At 47.3% G+C, this 15,787-nt stretch carries 14 protein-coding genes; 6 read left to right on the forward strand and 8 right to left on the reverse strand.

The annotated features are described in order from the left end of the window. Positions 1-321 precede the first annotated feature (321 nt). Positions 322-609: a hypothetical protein gene (locus MIC7113_RS27900; protein WP_015185546.1), complete on the forward strand. Its 288-nt coding sequence runs from the start codon at positions 322-324 to the stop codon at positions 607-609. Between the two features lie 187 nt (positions 610-796). Here the strand turns inward: MIC7113_RS27900 and MIC7113_RS27905 are convergent, their stop codons facing one another. The 5 genes from MIC7113_RS27905 to MIC7113_RS27925 all read right to left on the reverse strand — a co-directional run bounded on the left by MIC7113_RS27905 (position 797) and on the right by MIC7113_RS27925 (position 7,216). After that, positions 797-1,543 carry a tetratricopeptide repeat protein gene (locus MIC7113_RS27905; protein ID WP_015185547.1) on the reverse strand — a complete coding sequence of 249 codons (747 nt, stop codon included), beginning with the start codon at positions 1,541-1,543 and terminating at the stop codon, positions 797-799. 251 nt (positions 1,544-1,794) lie between these two features. Next, positions 1,795-2,178, reverse strand: coding sequence for a DUF1232 domain-containing protein (locus MIC7113_RS27910; protein WP_015185548.1), 384 nt, complete (start codon positions 2,176-2,178; stop codon positions 1,795-1,797). Positions 2,179-2,205: 27 nt separating this feature from the next. Continuing rightward, positions 2,206-3,468: a methionine adenosyltransferase gene (gene metK / locus MIC7113_RS27915; RefSeq protein ID WP_015185549.1), complete on the reverse strand. Its 1,263-nt coding sequence runs from the start codon at positions 3,466-3,468 to the stop codon at positions 2,206-2,208. 258 nt (positions 3,469-3,726) lie between these two features. Then, positions 3,727-4,692 carry a YegS/Rv2252/BmrU family lipid kinase gene (locus MIC7113_RS27920; RefSeq protein ID WP_015185550.1) on the reverse strand — a complete coding sequence of 322 codons (966 nt, stop codon included), beginning with the start codon at positions 4,690-4,692 and terminating at the stop codon, positions 3,727-3,729. 268 nt (positions 4,693-4,960) lie between these two features. Beyond that, positions 4,961-7,216: a RelA/SpoT family protein gene (locus MIC7113_RS27925; RefSeq protein ID WP_015185551.1), complete on the reverse strand. Its 2,256-nt coding sequence runs from the start codon at positions 7,214-7,216 to the stop codon at positions 4,961-4,963. A 564-nt stretch (positions 7,217-7,780) separates the two neighbouring features. On the opposite strand from MIC7113_RS27925, the gene patD reads away from it, so the two are divergent. The 3 genes from patD (at position 7,781) to MIC7113_RS27940 (ending at position 10,769) form a co-directional block, all read left to right on the forward strand. After that, on the forward strand, positions 7,781-8,191 hold the full coding sequence (gene patD / locus MIC7113_RS27930) for a heterocyst frequency control protein PatD (RefSeq protein ID WP_015185552.1): 411 nt from the start codon (positions 7,781-7,783) through the stop codon (positions 8,189-8,191). 214 nt (positions 8,192-8,405) lie between these two features. Then, the gene (locus tag MIC7113_RS27935) at positions 8,406-8,990 is read left to right on the forward strand and encodes a zf-TFIIB domain-containing protein (RefSeq protein ID WP_041780248.1); all 585 of its coding nucleotides are present in this window, start codon (positions 8,406-8,408) and stop codon (positions 8,988-8,990) included. A gap of 36 nt (positions 8,991-9,026) precedes the next feature. Next, positions 9,027-10,769: a dipeptide ABC transporter ATP-binding protein gene (locus MIC7113_RS27940; RefSeq protein WP_015185554.1), complete on the forward strand. Its 1,743-nt coding sequence runs from the start codon at positions 9,027-9,029 to the stop codon at positions 10,767-10,769. Positions 10,770-10,847: 78 nt separating this feature from the next. On the opposite strand, the gene MIC7113_RS27945 is transcribed toward MIC7113_RS27940, so the two are convergent. The 3 genes from MIC7113_RS27945 to MIC7113_RS27955 all read right to left on the reverse strand — a co-directional run bounded on the left by MIC7113_RS27945 (position 10,848) and on the right by MIC7113_RS27955 (position 13,425). After that, positions 10,848-11,252 (reverse strand): ExbD/TolR family protein, encoded by a 405-nt coding sequence (locus MIC7113_RS27945; RefSeq protein ID WP_015185555.1) that lies wholly within the window; start codon positions 11,250-11,252, stop codon positions 10,848-10,850. Positions 11,253-11,353: 101 nt separating this feature from the next. Beyond that, positions 11,354-12,802: a DUF4335 domain-containing protein gene (locus MIC7113_RS27950; protein WP_015185556.1), complete on the reverse strand. Its 1,449-nt coding sequence runs from the start codon at positions 12,800-12,802 to the stop codon at positions 11,354-11,356. Then, the gene (locus MIC7113_RS27955) at positions 12,799-13,425 is read right to left on the reverse strand and encodes a DUF3038 domain-containing protein (protein ID WP_015185557.1); all 627 of its coding nucleotides are present in this window, start codon (positions 13,423-13,425) and stop codon (positions 12,799-12,801) included. Before MIC7113_RS27955 ends, MIC7113_RS27950 begins: the two co-directional genes overlap by 4 nt. A gap of 630 nt (positions 13,426-14,055) precedes the next feature. Between MIC7113_RS27955 and MIC7113_RS27960 the strand changes: the two genes are divergently transcribed. Both MIC7113_RS27960 and MIC7113_RS27965 read left to right on the forward strand, forming a co-directional pair. After that, positions 14,056-14,574, forward strand: coding sequence for an adenine phosphoribosyltransferase (locus MIC7113_RS27960; protein ID WP_015185558.1), 519 nt, complete (start codon positions 14,056-14,058; stop codon positions 14,572-14,574). A 128-nt stretch (positions 14,575-14,702) separates the two neighbouring features. Beyond that, positions 14,703-15,767: an ABC transporter permease gene (locus MIC7113_RS27965; protein ID WP_015185559.1), complete on the forward strand. Its 1,065-nt coding sequence runs from the start codon at positions 14,703-14,705 to the stop codon at positions 15,765-15,767. The last annotated feature ends 20 nt before the right edge of the window (positions 15,768-15,787 follow it).

Here is a 15,787-nt window from a genome sequence, read left to right on the forward strand (position 1 = left end):
TCTCGTTTTTAGCAAAATTTGTAATACAGAGTGAAAATTTTGAGGAGTATTAAATATAGAATCTGTGTTACAAAGCCGTCTGCGATCGCATCTTACTAAAAACTAATTTCTCACTGATCACCTCAGCGAATAGAGATACTAGACAACCCCTAGTAATTACGAGTGAACTCTCTGGCTTTTATTGAGATTTGTTAACACGATTTGGATAGACTTTTTAAAGTTTTATTCAAAATTTACAGGATATGGCTTTGGCTTCACATAATATTCACATTCTCTGATTAATCATAGCTAATAGAGAAACTTTTAATCAGGAGAATCTACATGAGTTTAACAGATCGGAGCCGATTAGGGGGCATCAAAAGTAGACAGAAGCGCCTACAACGTAAGCTGAGAAAGCTTGATCAAAATTCTCAATCAGCTTCAACTCCAGATGATGCATTGGTATCCAAGCAAGATTTAACTGCTCAAAAAAAAGCTTGGGAAAAATATCTATTTGCTAAATCTATTTATGAGGAGACTAGAGATAGCGATCATTGGCGATACATGCAAAAATGTATTTCTGAGTACGAAAACGCTTTGAAAACCAATTTAGGTATCAAAGCTATTTGAAATAACAAGAAATTCATTTCTGCTGGGATTCAGCTTTAGGGTTGCCATCTAGCCTGCTTCAGAATAATAGGTATTCTGTGAAGCGTTATTGCCTCAAAAGTTAGGTTTTTGAGGCAATCTATATACGTTAGACCATATATAGTATTGGGAGCTGTTCAGAATCTTAGTGTATTCATGGACTAACGGGTTAATCCTTCGGTGAATATCTACATTTTCTCAAGAATTTTTGAGCATCTCTCACTACATGTAAATTCCGTCTATAGTGATATTCTGGACTGCCTCTGAGGTTACACAACATCATCTCAACCAGACGGCAGGCTTCCTGGGAATTACCTTGTTTGGCATGGATTTTTGCCAGCATTAAATACGCTTCTGGCTTCTTCCAGAGCTTCAGATGTTTTTCTAGATGAACTCTTGCAGCTTCTAGTTCTTCCAAGGCCAAAAGTGTTTTACCATAAGCCAGAGAAGCATCCCCATATTTATACTCTGGGTCTAATTTCAATAAGGTTTCCAGATGGCTTTTGGCAGTCTCAAAGTTTTTATTTTTCATAGCCAGGGATGCAGTCCCCCAAAGTGCCTGAGGGTTAAATGGATCTTTTTCTAACGCTGTCTCATAAGCATTTCTTGCTCTATCAAATAATTCTAAATCGCAAAGCAGATTGCCGAGAGCCACAAACTGATGAGCTTTTCCGATATTCATCGCCGCCGCTTCAGCATTCCAAAGTTCACGACGACGCATCCAACGCCTAACATAGTTGGGGATGGGAAGATCGATTAGAGGAAGGCGACGTACTAAGAAGTAAATGATGGCACCCGGAACGTTGAGAAAGATTAAGATCCAAAGCCATGTATTCTTTTCTGGATCATTGCGAACACAGTCATAGATCATCCACATCCAGAAGAGAGTTGGTATAAACCATAAAACTTGGGACATTTGTCAAGCCACTTTAACTAAAGTTTGTATGCTACCCAATAATTTTCTGGTTGAAGGCAAAGCACCCAAAATTAGGACTACTCATTACATTGCAGGAGGTTCTAGCTGAGTCCTCAGGCAAGTTGCGTAGTCTGTTGGCTTATGGGTGGTGACATATACGGTTTAGGTGTATATGGCTTGGGTAGAGATACACTGAATCTACAAACTCAAGTTGTAGTTTTACGGATTTTTTCTCCTCTAGATGAGCCATCCTATTTTGGTAGGCGGCGTCCCACCCAAGCAACGGCAAAAAATCCCAAAAGCAGCCAGATAACCGCAATTACAACGGCGGCTATCCAGCTTGTAGGCTTAACTTCATTCATGGTGGCTTCCGCCTTTTCACGGCACTCCGTTAAAACCGTTGGAGGAATCATCTTTATCACCAAAATTATCCCCAACGGCACTAATACCAGGTCATCCACATAACCTAGGATGGGAATCACATCTGGAATTAAGTCAATTGGGCTTAAAGCATAAGCTACAACAAAGCCTGCAAAAACTCTGGCGTACCAAGGTACTCTAGGGTCTTTACAGGCTATATAGATAGCATAGGTTTCTTTTTTTAGTTGCCTAACCCGTCGCTTCCAGGTTTGCATTTTGGGGACTTTCGCACAGAAACTTCCTTATCCCAACACGGCTGAAACCGGTTGTTTGAGCGCTTCTTTCAGCAGTTCTACCTTATCGGTTTGTTCCCAAGGCAGATCCAAATCATTACGTCCAAAATGACCGTAAGCCGCAATATTTTGATAGAAACGACCGCCACGTTCTGCGGGTAAGCGACGCAGATTAAACGCCTGGATAATCCCAGCCGGACGGAGTTCAAAATGCTGCTTAGCCAGTTCCAGTAATTGCTCTTCTGGGATTTTGCCAGTCCCAAAGGTTTCTATCATGATACTGACGGGTCGAGCTACCCCGATCGCATAACTCACCTGAACTTCACATTTGTCCGCTAGACCCGCTGCCACAATATTTTTCGCCATATAGCGACAAGCATAAGCCGCAGAGCGGTCTACCTTGGTGGGGTCTTTGCCGGAGAACGCACCGCCACCATGACGGGAGTAGCCACCATAGGTATCCACAATGATTTTACGACCCGTCAGACCTGAATCGCCCTGAGGGCCACCAATGACAAATTTGCCGGTGGGATTAACCAGAAAGCGAGTTTGGTTATCGGGCTGAATTTCCAGGTCGGTGAAAATCGGTTGTACCACCGCTGACCACAAATCTTCTCTAATCTTGGCTTGAACATCCGCATCACTCGTAAGATCGCCAATTGTAGCGGTATGTTGGGTGGAAATCAAAATCGTGTCAATTCCAACGGGTTTTCCGTCTTCGTAGATGACACTCACTTGGGTTTTTCCATCCGGGCGGAGATAGGGTAACTGCCCCAATTTCCGCACCTCTGCCAAACGGCGAGAGATTCTGTGGGCGAGGCTGATGGGCAAGGGCATCATTTCGGGCGTTTCGTTGCAAGCAAAGCCAAACATCAGACCTTGATCGCCTGCGCCGATCGCATCTAATTCATCTTCACTCAGGTCTTCCCGGCTTTCCTGCGCGGTTGTCACGCCTTGAGCAATATCAGGGGATTGCTCATCCAAAGCCACTAAGACAGCACAGCTATTCGCCGAGAAACCATTGACGGCATCCGTGTAGCCAATTTCAGCAATTTTCTTACGTGCTAAATCGACAAAATTAACGTGAGCTTTGGAAGTGATTTCACCCGTAATCAGAACCAACCCAGTATTAACAACAACCTCAGCAGCAACACGGCTGTGGTCGTCTAAAGTCAGTAGAGCATCCAAGATGGTATCAGAAATCTGATCGCAGATTTTGTCAGGATGACCTTCAGTAACCGATTCAGAGGTAAATAAGTAACGACGTGACAACGATCAATTCTCCTTGAGAGGTGACTGGCTCAATGAAGGGTTTGGGCTAATTTCAGCCACAGTAGCCTTCAATCAGAACAACATTAGCCTGCAATCATACCAGCAATTGCAGCTTTTGGTAGCTTGATAAGCTGACTCTTGAGAAAGTCTTTAAAAAGTTTAGGCAAATATTAACCTCGATTTGCCTTATTTTCAATCTATAGATAGTTTCTTAAATCTAAAAAAGCCGCTATCTGCAATTTTCAGATGAGATTTGAGCTAAAGCTTCTCCTCAATCCTTAATTCAGGAAGTCCCTCTAGTTTTTCCAGAGGCTGAACTTCTTCTAACAAGGGCATGAGAATCGTTAAGCCACCCGGAATACATTCAACATCAATCGGCGTCGTGCCAATAATTTCTCCATCAAGGGCAACTTTCTGAGGTGGATCGGTGGTAACTTTGATACGTCTGGCTCGCAGATAGCCAATATCATCCCGTTCGGCAGCATCGCCACTCAAAGCTGTTTGTAGTAGATGGTAGGCTGATGCGATCGCACCGGCTGGATTGGTGGGGGCTACTACGGTTAAATCGAGCAGTCCATCATCACAAATAATACCGGCTGGGCCTTGAGCTAATACTGATGTTGGGGGCGCAGCATTGGCGATGGTCACAGCACTGGCTATAACCGTAATCACTTTCTCCTGTGTCTCGATCCTCGCTTCAAACGACTCAAACTCCCCTAACTGTTTTACCCCTGCCATAATGTAAGCCAACATGCCAAAGCGGTTTTTCGTGTCTCGATCCGCCTTTTCCACCATTTCTGCCTCAAAGCCAATACCCGCCAGCAACACCATATGCTTACCGTTGCACAAGGCCGCATCGACCACTTTCGGTCTTCCCTGCAAAATCGTTTCACAAGCCGCTTCAACGGTGTTGGGCAGTGCTAGTGCTGAGGCAAAAGCATTGGCGGTACCCCGCGAAATCACACCTAACGGAATACTGGTTCCGACCACCGCTTCAGCCGCCGCTGATATTGTGCCATCACCGCCAGAGACAATAATCGTATGAACACCGCGTTCAACCGCCTCACGCGCCAATTGACCTGCATCCACTTCAGGGGTGGTCAAACGAATATCCAGCTCAATTTCTGGCTCTAACAGAGACTGAATTGTCAACAAATCTTGCTCTGGGTCACCTTGACCAGCAACTGGATTGAAAATTAGGCAAGCAGAACGCTCAATAGTCATGGTCAGTTTTCAGTTGTCGGTTATGGTTTCGGGAGTTGGGGGTGCTTCTCAGGGGTAGATTTCCGGCTGGGATTGCTTCGAGCCATGAGTTCCTAGCCCGGTCAGAAAATCTGAATTCAGTTCAACTTTGATTACCAACTCACATTTCTAATGCTCTCCAAATTCCGTCCCCCATATCCTCTCCCTTAAGAGGGGCGTTGCTGGGTTTCCACGTCCCGCTCACAACCAATACTGATTATGCCTTAACCTCAACGGATGCCGTGCCGTTTCAACAAGCCTCCTCAACCTGACTGACACGACGTATGTTTAAGATGTCACTCATTTTTTTGATTTGGCAAAAGCTACGCTCTAGTTGTTGATGGTCGCAAATGTCGATGCACAAATCAATGATCGCCGGTCTTCCTTCTTGAGTTCTCACCTGGGCATTGCGAACATTGATATTTTGGTCACTCAAGCGAGATAATATATCTTTGAAGACGCCAACTCGGTCGATCACTTCGATTTGAATATTCACTGGGTAGGTTTGGGGACGCCCATGAGCAACATCGGTGGGATTCCAGCTTACAGGAATCACCCGTTCTCCAGGTACACTCTCCACATTCAGACAACCCTGGCGATGAATGGAAATGCCTCGTGTGCGCGTCACGACTCCAATAATCGCTTCACCCGGAATCGGATTACAGCAACCTGCCAGGTGATGAAGCAACCCTTCGACGCCAGCAATGGGTTCAATTTTCTTCGCCCCTCCTGTCGCTTGGGGTTTGGCAACGGGGGGTTGGGGAATGAGAGGCTCTTGGGGTTCTGTTTCTAGGGGTTGCCGAGCTTTTACAGCTTCCCGTAGACGCTTCACGACTAAGTTCAAGGTCAACTCGCCGTAACCCAAAGCCGCGAGTAAATCTTCGACGCTGTGGTAGTTACATCGCTCTGCCGCTGCTTGCATGGGTTCAGATTTGAGTAAAGCTTCAAAGCCTCTTTTACCCAGTTCTTTTTCCAGCAGTTCTTTCCCGCGAGCCACATTGGCATCCCGATGCGATCGCTTATACCATTGCCGAATCCGATTTCGGGCACTGGGTGTTGCCACAAAGTTCAGCCAATCCAGACTGGGATGGCTATTCTCTTTGGTGATAATCTCCACAATATCCCCGTTATTCAAGGGAGTATCCAGTACCGTCCACCGTCCATTCACCCGAGCACCGGCACAATGGTTTCCGACTTCCGAGTGAATGCGGTAAGCAAAATCAACGGGTGTTGCTCCTCGCGAGAGCGGAATCACATCTCCATTGGGCGTAAACACATAAACATCATCATCAAATAAATTGTCTTTGATGGTGTCCATGTATTCCTGAGCATCTTTCAGGTCATTCTGCCATTCCAGTAACTGCCGCAGCCAAGTAAACTTTTCATCTTCTGCTGAAATCCGGTTATTACTAGAACCACCGCTTTCCTTATACTTCCAGTGAGCCGCAATTCCATATTCAGCGATATGGTGCATTTCCAGGGTGCGAATTTGCACCTCAATTGGACGACCGGATGGCCCCATCACCCCGGTATGCAACGACTGGTAGCGGTTTGGTTTCGGCAAACCGATGTAATCTTTAAACCGACCTGGAATGGGTCGAAAAGCATCGTGAACAATGGCTAATGCGCGATAACAATCTTCCTTCGTCTGTAAAATCAGTCGCATAGCAGCGAGGTCGTAGATTTCATGAAATCCCTTTTGCTGCCGCTGCATTTTTTGATAAATTCCATACAGGTGCTTGGGACGTCCACTGATTTCCAGGCAATGAATTTCAGTGGACTCCAGGCGTTCCCGCAAAATGTCTCCGACTTTACTTAAGCGAGTTTCCCGATCCGTTCGTCGTTCTGCCACCAGTTGTTGCATCTGCCGATAGGATTCGGGTTCGAGATACTTAAACGCTAAATCTTCTAGCTCCCATTTGACGCGCCCAATTCCCAGACGGTTGGCTAGTGGTGCGAAGATTTCTCGTGTCTCTTGGGAGATACTGCGCTGTTTTTGCGGATTCAAGTGTTCTAATGTCCGCATATTGTGTAGTCTATCTGCCAGCTTCACCACAATCACCCGAATATCGGCTGCCATGGCAAGGAACATACGGCGGAAATTCTCGGCTTGACGTTCGGTTTTGCTGGAGAAGTTAAACTTAGAAAGTTTGGTAACGCCTTCTACCAGCCGCCTTACCTCGACTCCAAACCGAGATTCGATCTCTTCGGGAGTAACGTCTGTATCCTCAACCACATCGTGTAGAAACCCAGCGGCAATCATCACGCTGCTACCGCCTAAATCCCGTAACAAACCCGCCACGGCTACAGGGTGAGCAATGTAAGGTTCTCCTGAAGCTCGCAACTGACCCTCATGGAGTTTATACGCAAATTCAAAAGCTCGACTGATTAGGTTAATATCGTCAGGGACTGGTTCATTCGCGGCGGCGGATGTGGCTAGGATACATTCCTGTAACCATTCTGGAACATCGAAGTTAAACCTGGAAGTGGTAGCGATGGCGTCCATAATTCTTTGCCTAACCAATAAAAAATAGAAATGAGTTTAGCGCAACTGCTATGAGATTATCAGTAGCGTTTATCCGGTTGGTTCAATTTCTTCCTTTCCTATCAAGGTAACGTGTTACAAGATGATGCTGGGTACGCTCCATCCAGCCGGTTCAGGACGAGGCTGGAGCAAAGGGGAAGCAATCGTAGAATAAGACACTGATAGAAGCGAGAAGACCCATTGGCTCATCGCTTTGTCGTCAAGAAAGCTTGCTTTCTGGTTTTATCCTTAGAATCGCGAGCTTTGGATGTAACGATAACCAACCTGCGGTCTACACTGGAATTCTCGGATTAGCAATTGGGGATCGGTAATGGTGATTGGGTTTCCAGTCCCTATCGCTTCTAATTTCCAGTGGAGCTTTAGCAATAGCGTTAGCACTGGCAGAGCTTGTCTTCGTTATGATCTCCGGGTAGCGCGTAGCGTTCCCTAAGGAAGGGGAAGGAGAGTACCGGAGGACTCCGAGTTCCCCAATCCTCAGAAGTCACGCCATACGATTCAGACTGCAACTTGGTGTTAATCGCCTTTATGAGTAAAGACAAAATTCTTTACATTGATTCTAAACCAACACGAGCCAGAATGTTGCCACTATTACATTTTCAACAGTATCAGGCGTTTCAACAGGCTTTGGAGCAACTGCTCCAGACGATTACGCTTGCCGATGGGCAGGAAGCTGGACTCCGAGAGGGTTACCAAAACGTTCAACTACTGTTTAAACGTCAAATATCGGCGCTGAGTGCAGAGGACTTTGCACCCGAACATGCACCTCGATGGCAATCGCTTCAGACGGAAATTTACAAACAAATGCGGCTATTGGAGACCGATATGATGTTATTGCAGGCATCGCGCAGTTCTGCAACATCCCAGCGTCGGGTTTTGAGCGTGCGCGATCGCCTCAATACCCTGATTCAATATTGCGAAGCGTTGCTTCAACTCTAACACGGCCTAGTTTAACTTAGGGGAGGGGAGAGCAATCGATATTTTTTTGCAGACAAGAGGGGGATTCTGCCAGATTTTGCTAAATCCCTACTTGATACAGCAGATTGCAGGTAAATAGAGTACATCTGTAGGGGCGAAGCATTGGGATAGGCACTCTCGCACATTCTCCAGTAGATTGAAAAGGGAAAGTAGACATTTTGAGGAAGAAAAACCCGTGCAGTGTCCGAAATGCAAGAAGGTAATGCTATTGGACGGTGTTCTGAGCGAAAATTTGGCTGTCAAGTACTGCCAGGAGTGCAAAGGCACCTGGATTCCCGCCAAGGAGTACGAAGCTTGGCAGACGGATCAAATTGGAAAGCCACAATCCGAGGTGCCCTCTGGAACGCTCAATGTGGATTTTGTTCTGTCTCCTTTCGATACGAAAGCTGCTTTGTGTCCAGAGTGTCAGCGCTATCTCTCTCGCGCTAAGGTTAACCTCAAGACGCCGTTTTATGTAGAGCGGTGTATGCAGTGTCGGGGGATTTGGTGCGATTACGGCGAGTGGGAGGTTCTGGAGCAACTCGGCTTGCATACAACCATTGAGCAGTTATTTTCTAATGAATGGCAGTCACGATCGCGAGAGCGGCAATTCTTTGATCAAGAGCGTCAAGCCACTATCGACAAGCTGGGGAGTGAATTAGCAGCCAGTGTGTTTGAACTCGCTGACGCCTTAGCCCAGCATCCTAACGGAGATTTTGGCGTTGCCTATTTGATGCGGCGAGTCACGGCTAACCGTCAACCTCCCAATGCGAAAACGTAACCGTAGGGGAATGGGTCAAAACGTTGAAGGTTAAATATGAGTGAAGCCCTGTTTTGTGTAGAAAATTTACGGGTTGCTTATCCCAACAGCCGTTCGGTGACGATGAGTCGCTGGGCAGTCGATGATGTCTCTTTTACCTTGAATGCTGGGGAACGCCTGGGATTAGTGGGAGAATCGGGTTGTGGCAAGTCAACATTAGGACGGGCGGCAATGCGGTTACTACCCACCTCCACCCAAATTGAGGGACGGGTGAGGTTTGCAGGGCAGTCGGTTTTTGATTTGACACCCAAACAATTGCGTCAGTTTCGCGGGGAAGCCGTGGCGTTGGTGTTTCAAGACCCCATGACTAGACTTGACCCCCTGATGACAATTGGGGAACACTGCATTGAAACATTGATGGCACACCAACCGCAGTTGAATCGAAGCCAATGCAAGGCAAGGGCGCTGGAAACATTGGATGCGGTGAAAATTCCCGCTAACCGTTGGTCGCAGTATCCCCATGAGTTTAGTGGCGGAATGCGGCAACGGGTGGCGATCGCACTGGCCCTTTTACTCAATCCCAAGCTGATTGTGGCAGATGAACCAACCACATCCCTAGATGTCACGGTTTCCGCGCAGATTTTGCAAGAATTAACGCGACTGTGCCAGGAACGAGAGATGGCGCTGTTACTGATTTCTCACGACTTGGCAATGGTGGGGGAATATTGCGATCGCATTGCGGTCATGTATAACGGACGCATGGTGGAAAGTGGCGCAGTGAAAACTATATTCCGCCATCCTGAGCATGAGTATACGCGATCGCTCCTACAAGCCGCGCTACATATTCAAGCCGTCGATGATGAGGAGACTCAGGAGGAGGATATAGGAACAAGGGAAGATGAAGAAAACCTTCAATTCCCCATCGATTCCCTCTTACCTTCCCGGCAAAAGGAAGGTCATCCAAAATCTCAAATCGACCATCCTCTACTACAGATTAAAAATTTAAAGCAATATTACACTTTAGAAAGCAATATTATCGAACAACTGCTTTCCAAAGAGAAGGGAAATCGTGTGATCAAAGCCGTCGATAATGTCAGCTTTGACCTCTATCCCGGTGAAATTTTCGGCTTGGTAGGAGAATCAGGCTGTGGCAAAAGTACTCTCTCCCGTACCATTTTGCAGTTAATTCGCCCAACTGAAGGCAGCGTTGAATTTATGGGACAGAATTTAGCCCAATTGGATCGCCAATCCTTAAGGGCTATTCGCCGTCAAATTCAAATGGTATTTCAAGACCCCCATGCTTGTCTTAATCCTTTGATGACAGTGGGGCAAAGTATTGCCGATCCCTTATTCATTCATCAACTGGCAACCCCCACAGAGGCGAAAAATCAAGTCAGACAAATGCTGGAACGAGTTGGGTTAACCCCTGTAGAGGAGTACTCAAATCGCTATCCGGCGGATTTATCGGGGGGACAACAGCAACGAGTGGCGATCGCTCGTGCCTTAATTACTCGCCCCAGTCTGTTAATCTGTGATGAACCGGTGAGTATGTTGGATGCGAGTGTGCAATCTCAGGTACTGGAGTTGATGCTGGAGTTGAAGCAAGAATTTAACCTCACCTATTTATTCATTACTCATGACCTTTGGTTAGCGAGATTTTTGTGCGATCGCATTGCTGTGATGAATAGTGGTCAAATTGTGGAAATTGGCCCCACCGGGAAACTGTTCACGAACCCCCAGCACCCCTATACCCAGACGCTGTTACAATCGGCTCCCCTCTTGGCAACACAGCAACTCTAACTTGGGTAATTGGTAATGGGTAATTTGTAATTGGTAATGGGTAATTTGTAATTCAGGGTTATTTCTGCGAGGCGGCACTTAGGGACTTTGGGCGGCGATCGCTAATTTAACTCCCTGAATTCGACGCAAGTGATCCATCACCCTCACCACCAAACCGTGAGGAACTCTGGCATCTGCATTAATAATGACTAAAGATTGTGAGGCCGAGCCAACTTGCGAACGTACAGCGCCTTCCAATGCATCTAGCGCGAGCGGCTTACGATTCAGGGCAATTGCGCCATTCGCCTGAATCGTGACATTCATTTGAGCCATACGCTGAGTTTCGGCTGTTGTGGCGGTTGGTAAATTGACCGGCAGTCCTTGCGAACGGGTTAAATAAAGCGACGAAATGATAAAAAAAGCCAGAATGCAGAAGAGAACATCAATCATCGACACGAGGTTGATCAAAAAAGGAGTCTCTTCTGACTCATCGGTAAGACGCATAACATCGTGCTCCTTAATGATTCGATCCCTTGAGCATCCCTACCCCTCAAAGGGCTGAGGAGAAAGTTGAGAAAATCTCCCTCCCTTCTCCCCCTCCTCATCTAATAGGGGCTAACTTCTAGAACCCCATTCGGCTTAAATACAACCCGAAACTGAGCGCGGGGTTTTTGCTCTAACGTCTGTACGCTGTCCAATCCAGCCGCCTCTGGCTTGATTAATTTCTCAAGAGGAGTTTGATCGACGTAATCTGAGGCCGGCTGATTCTTTTCCTCATAGTCGCCAATGGCACCCTCTTCGGTGACAGCGACCCGATAAACTAAATCCTTGGGAAACTTCGGAGTTTCAGTCCAGCTTTCGCGAATTTGTTTGTAGAGTTGCTCCTGCAAACGGCTCACCGAGGCCGAATCAGTAATTTGTGGCCCTAAGGAAGGTTTACCCGAATAGCCACGCCAAGGACTGATTTCTAGAGAACCTTTTCTGGTTCTGTTAAACACAACTCGGAACTGAGCAATGGGTTCGTTATTGGGAATACTGCCTGTAGCGGGTATGTAAAGCAAGTCAACTAGGGGCGTTTGCTTCGCCGCCTCAGCCGGGGTTGACCCGACGGGCTGATAGCCGATAATGGAGCCATCTCTAGCCACACTCACCCGATATTGCAAATTCTGAGCCGCCTCTCCGCGGTCTTGCCAATTAGCATCAACTTTCCTGTAAAGCCGTCGTTGCAAAAAGCGTAGCTTTGTTGCATCGGTAATCTCTGGATTGGAAGACAGAAGCTTCTCTAAATCAGACGCCGAGGGAGGTGTGGGTTTGGCTGTTGCGGTTGGCGACGCAGAGCCAGTGGCAGAAGGAGAGGGAGAGCCTCCTGGGCTAGGAGAAGCCGTATTAGTAGCGTTAGGCTGAGAGGTTGGGGGTTTGGGTTCGCGAGGAATAGGAACCAGGAAAAATGCGATCGCAGATAGCGCTAAACCCGTCATTCCCAATGCGGCTGGGGCGGCTCGCTTCGCTATGGGTTCGTCTGCTTTGCGATGACGCTTGGATACTGGCTCTAACGACACCTTGAGGTCGGGTAGCGTTCGCCCATCCGCTAAAAACTGATCGATGGCTTCAACCAAGTCAAATAGCTGTACCGTCGTCAGCGTGAGCTGACCCGCTATCCCTTGAGCCATGCCTGCAAACGGTGAGGGTGGCATCCCTCCCCCAGAGTGAGCTGGGATCGCCTCAGCCGTAGCAAAAAGGATTAACCGATGCAAATTTTTGTCCGGCAATTTCTGGAATTGCACCAGTTCAGGCTTATCCCCATGCAGTTTTGGGTGATGAACCTGACTTAAAAACTCCTGAGCATAGTGACTCACAGAGCGCACTAAGCTTTCAAAAAAGTCACGTCCGCCTTTGAGGGATTGCTCTGCTCCAGAGAAATAGCATTCAGCATTGACCAAGATGGTCATCAAAGGGCGGGAATCGATTAGACCCCCACCGGTGGGGGGATTGTCGCTCAAACCTTCTAGAACGAGCGTGCAATTTGGCAAACTGTACTGGCGTCGAATGGTCATGCTACTTCTCCATCAAAGAGGCTGGACCAAAATCGCTGCATTCCTGAGGTTCCTGTACAGAACAGTAGCTGGCTCAACAGCGAAATCGCCAGCTCATTCAACTTTTCATCCGAACTGTAGGCTGCTACTTTCGCCCGTCGTGGATTCATCCGACTCCGAAAATGTGCCCTGAATCTCTCTAAATATTCAGATAAGCGAAAATGGTTTTCCAGAGGCACCTGTTTCTCATGGAGTTGTTGATACGCCAAAAGCAACTGCCGAATCAACACCGTGAGTCTTCGTGCTAGATGAGAAGCAATGATCACTAAAGCTTTGGCTTCCTCTAGGGTAAGGGGACGGCGAGTATAGGAGCGGCGCAAGGGATTGCTAGAGCGCATACGCCAGAGGGCAACTCGATTTTTAACCACGTTCTGAAGTTCAAGTTCCTTCGCCGCCAATAGCATGGCTTCAGAACCTCCCAGTTCCAGAGCTTCAATGGCAAGTAGAATGAGGTCAATCTGCTGCCGAGTTCTTGGCGGGCACCCTCGCTCTGAGATCAGGGGGTCGGGTAAATTATCTAAAATTAGGGATCTCGTCTGGTCCTGGGGACTATTGGTCGGCATTACGCTCACAGAAAGATTCATTCCAACTAGCAATTGAGGGTAAAGGGGTTTTGGTCAAAGTGATGTCAACTAAAGGCTGAAGGATTAAAGCGAAAGGCTGAAGCCTTACCGGGTCACCCACTCTTGGAGGTTAGTGTAGTGACATAAAGTGCGGCATGAACCTTCTTTGTTAATAAGAGCTTGCCTGAAGTTAGGCAATGCGTCTACCAGAAATTCATACTTCATACTTCTTTAGTCAATCGGGACGGCAGCTTGTATAATAGCTGACTTCTAAGGTTGGCATTTGTGCCCAGAGTTTGGTTTTGCTCTACTTAGAGCAATCATTCTCCTCTTTGAGGCTATCACTTAACGCCAGATTGGCTGGGGTTAGGGTCAGACCCAGAGGAACCACCCGAAAAAGGGATTTCGGACTTCAGCGACATCTACTTCTTATCTTCAATGGGTTTACCTGAATATCTGAATAATAAAAATATTTGTGTGCACTCTCCAGTCACACCTTCGAGCTTAAGTGTTAGCAATTATCAAAAACGTCCAGCCTTCTATTGTAGGATGCGAGCAAGGGGCATCTGGCAAGTCCTATCTTAGAGCTCTGTGCTGCCATCATGCCATAGGTGCCGAGTCAAACTACCAATCAAGTGAGTTTACCTGTCGATGGATTTAAAGTCTCTGATTCGCGATATCCCGGACTTTCCCAAACCTGGAATTTTATTCCGGGATATCACCACTCTACTCCGCAACCCAGAGGGACTGCGCTACACAATCGATACGCTGACCCAAAAATGCAAGGAGGTAGGGCTTGCGGCTGATTATGTGGTAGGAATGGAATCTCGTGGCTTTATTTTCGGACCGCCACTGGCTTACCACCTCAACGCGGGCTTTATTCCTGTGCGAAAACCGGGTAAGCTCCCGGCGGCTGTACATACTGTTGAGTATGAACTAGAGTATGGCTTCGATCAGTTAGAAGTTCATCAAGATGCCATTCACCCCGGCAGTCGGGTTTTGATTGTCGATGATTTGATTGCTACAGGTGGAACTGCCGGGGCTACCGCCAAGCTACTTCAGCAGATTGGCTGCGAATTGGTTGGCTTCGCGTTTATCATCGAGCTACGGGATTTGGGTGGGCGTCAGCAACTCCCCGATGTACCTGTAGTAACGTTGATTGAATATTAGTAGACGAGGTGAAGGTTGCAGGTTGAAACTTAGAAGATGTAAATCGATCAACCCGCTTTTCTGGCTTTCCTGATCAACGTTCAACCTGCCAACCTTCAACTCCAAGTGACAACAGGGATAGGTGTTCGATGACTTCTTCTTCGAGGGATTCTTCAGTTTCTAATCGATTGGCAGCGGCTTGGAGTCAGTTGCAAATCATCGTTACCAGTGAGACGTTTCTCTATGTGGTGAAACGGCTGTTACAGGCGGCTTTGACCTTGCTTTTAGCCTCTGCCCTGTGTTTTGCGATTATTCAGTTAGCACCTGGGGATTTTTTAGACCGATTTCGAGATAATCCGAAAATTTCCCAAGAAACAATTGATGCGTACCAAAAGCAATTTGGCTTGGATCAGCCCCCGATTGTGCAGTATTGGCGGTGGTTATGGGGAGTGGTTACCCGCCTGGACTTTGGCATGAGTTTTGCCTATTTTCGACCTGTTTCGTCTTTATTGTGGGAACGGGTACCCGCCACGTTACTGATGGCTTTCGCCTCAATTGTTGCGACATGGGCGATCGCAATTCCCCTGGGTATTATTGCCGCCGTCCACCAAAACCGAGCTTTTGATCGATTTCTACAAGTCATTAGTTACACAGGCCAAGGCTTTCCCAGCTTTATCACCGCGCTGGTGCTGCTGATTTTTGCACAATATACAACTCCCTTATTCCCTGTGGGAGGCATGACCAGCATCGATCATGCAGATTTTTCCGCCATTGGCAAAGTTTTGGATATCGCTTGGCACCTGATTTTACCTACCATTGCCCTCTCCATCACCAGCTTTGCTGGTCTACAGCGCATTACCAGAGGTGAAATGCTCGATGTTCTGCGCCAAGACTACATTCAAACGGCTCGTGCTAAGGGACTCCCAGAAAATCGAGTCATCTATGTCCACGCCCTCCGCAATGCGATCAATCCCTTAATTACGTTACTAGGATTTGAGTTTGCCAGCTTATTAAGCGGTGCCTTTATTGCGGAATATTTCTTCAATTGGCCCGGTTTAGGCCGTTTAATTTTGCAGGCGGTGAAAGATTTAGACCTCTATTTGGTCATGGCTAGCTTAATGATTGGGGCTGTGATGCTGATTGTCGGAAACTTGTTAGCTGACTTATTACTAAAAGCGGTAGACCCCCGGATTCGTTTGGAAGATCTCAAATAAAGGATCAAGTGTGAAGTATG

The sequence above is a fragment of the Allocoleopsis franciscana PCC 7113 genome (assembly GCF_000317515.1).
GTDB classification, from domain to species: Bacteria; Cyanobacteriota; Cyanobacteriia; order Cyanobacteriales; family Coleofasciculaceae; genus Allocoleopsis; species Allocoleopsis franciscana.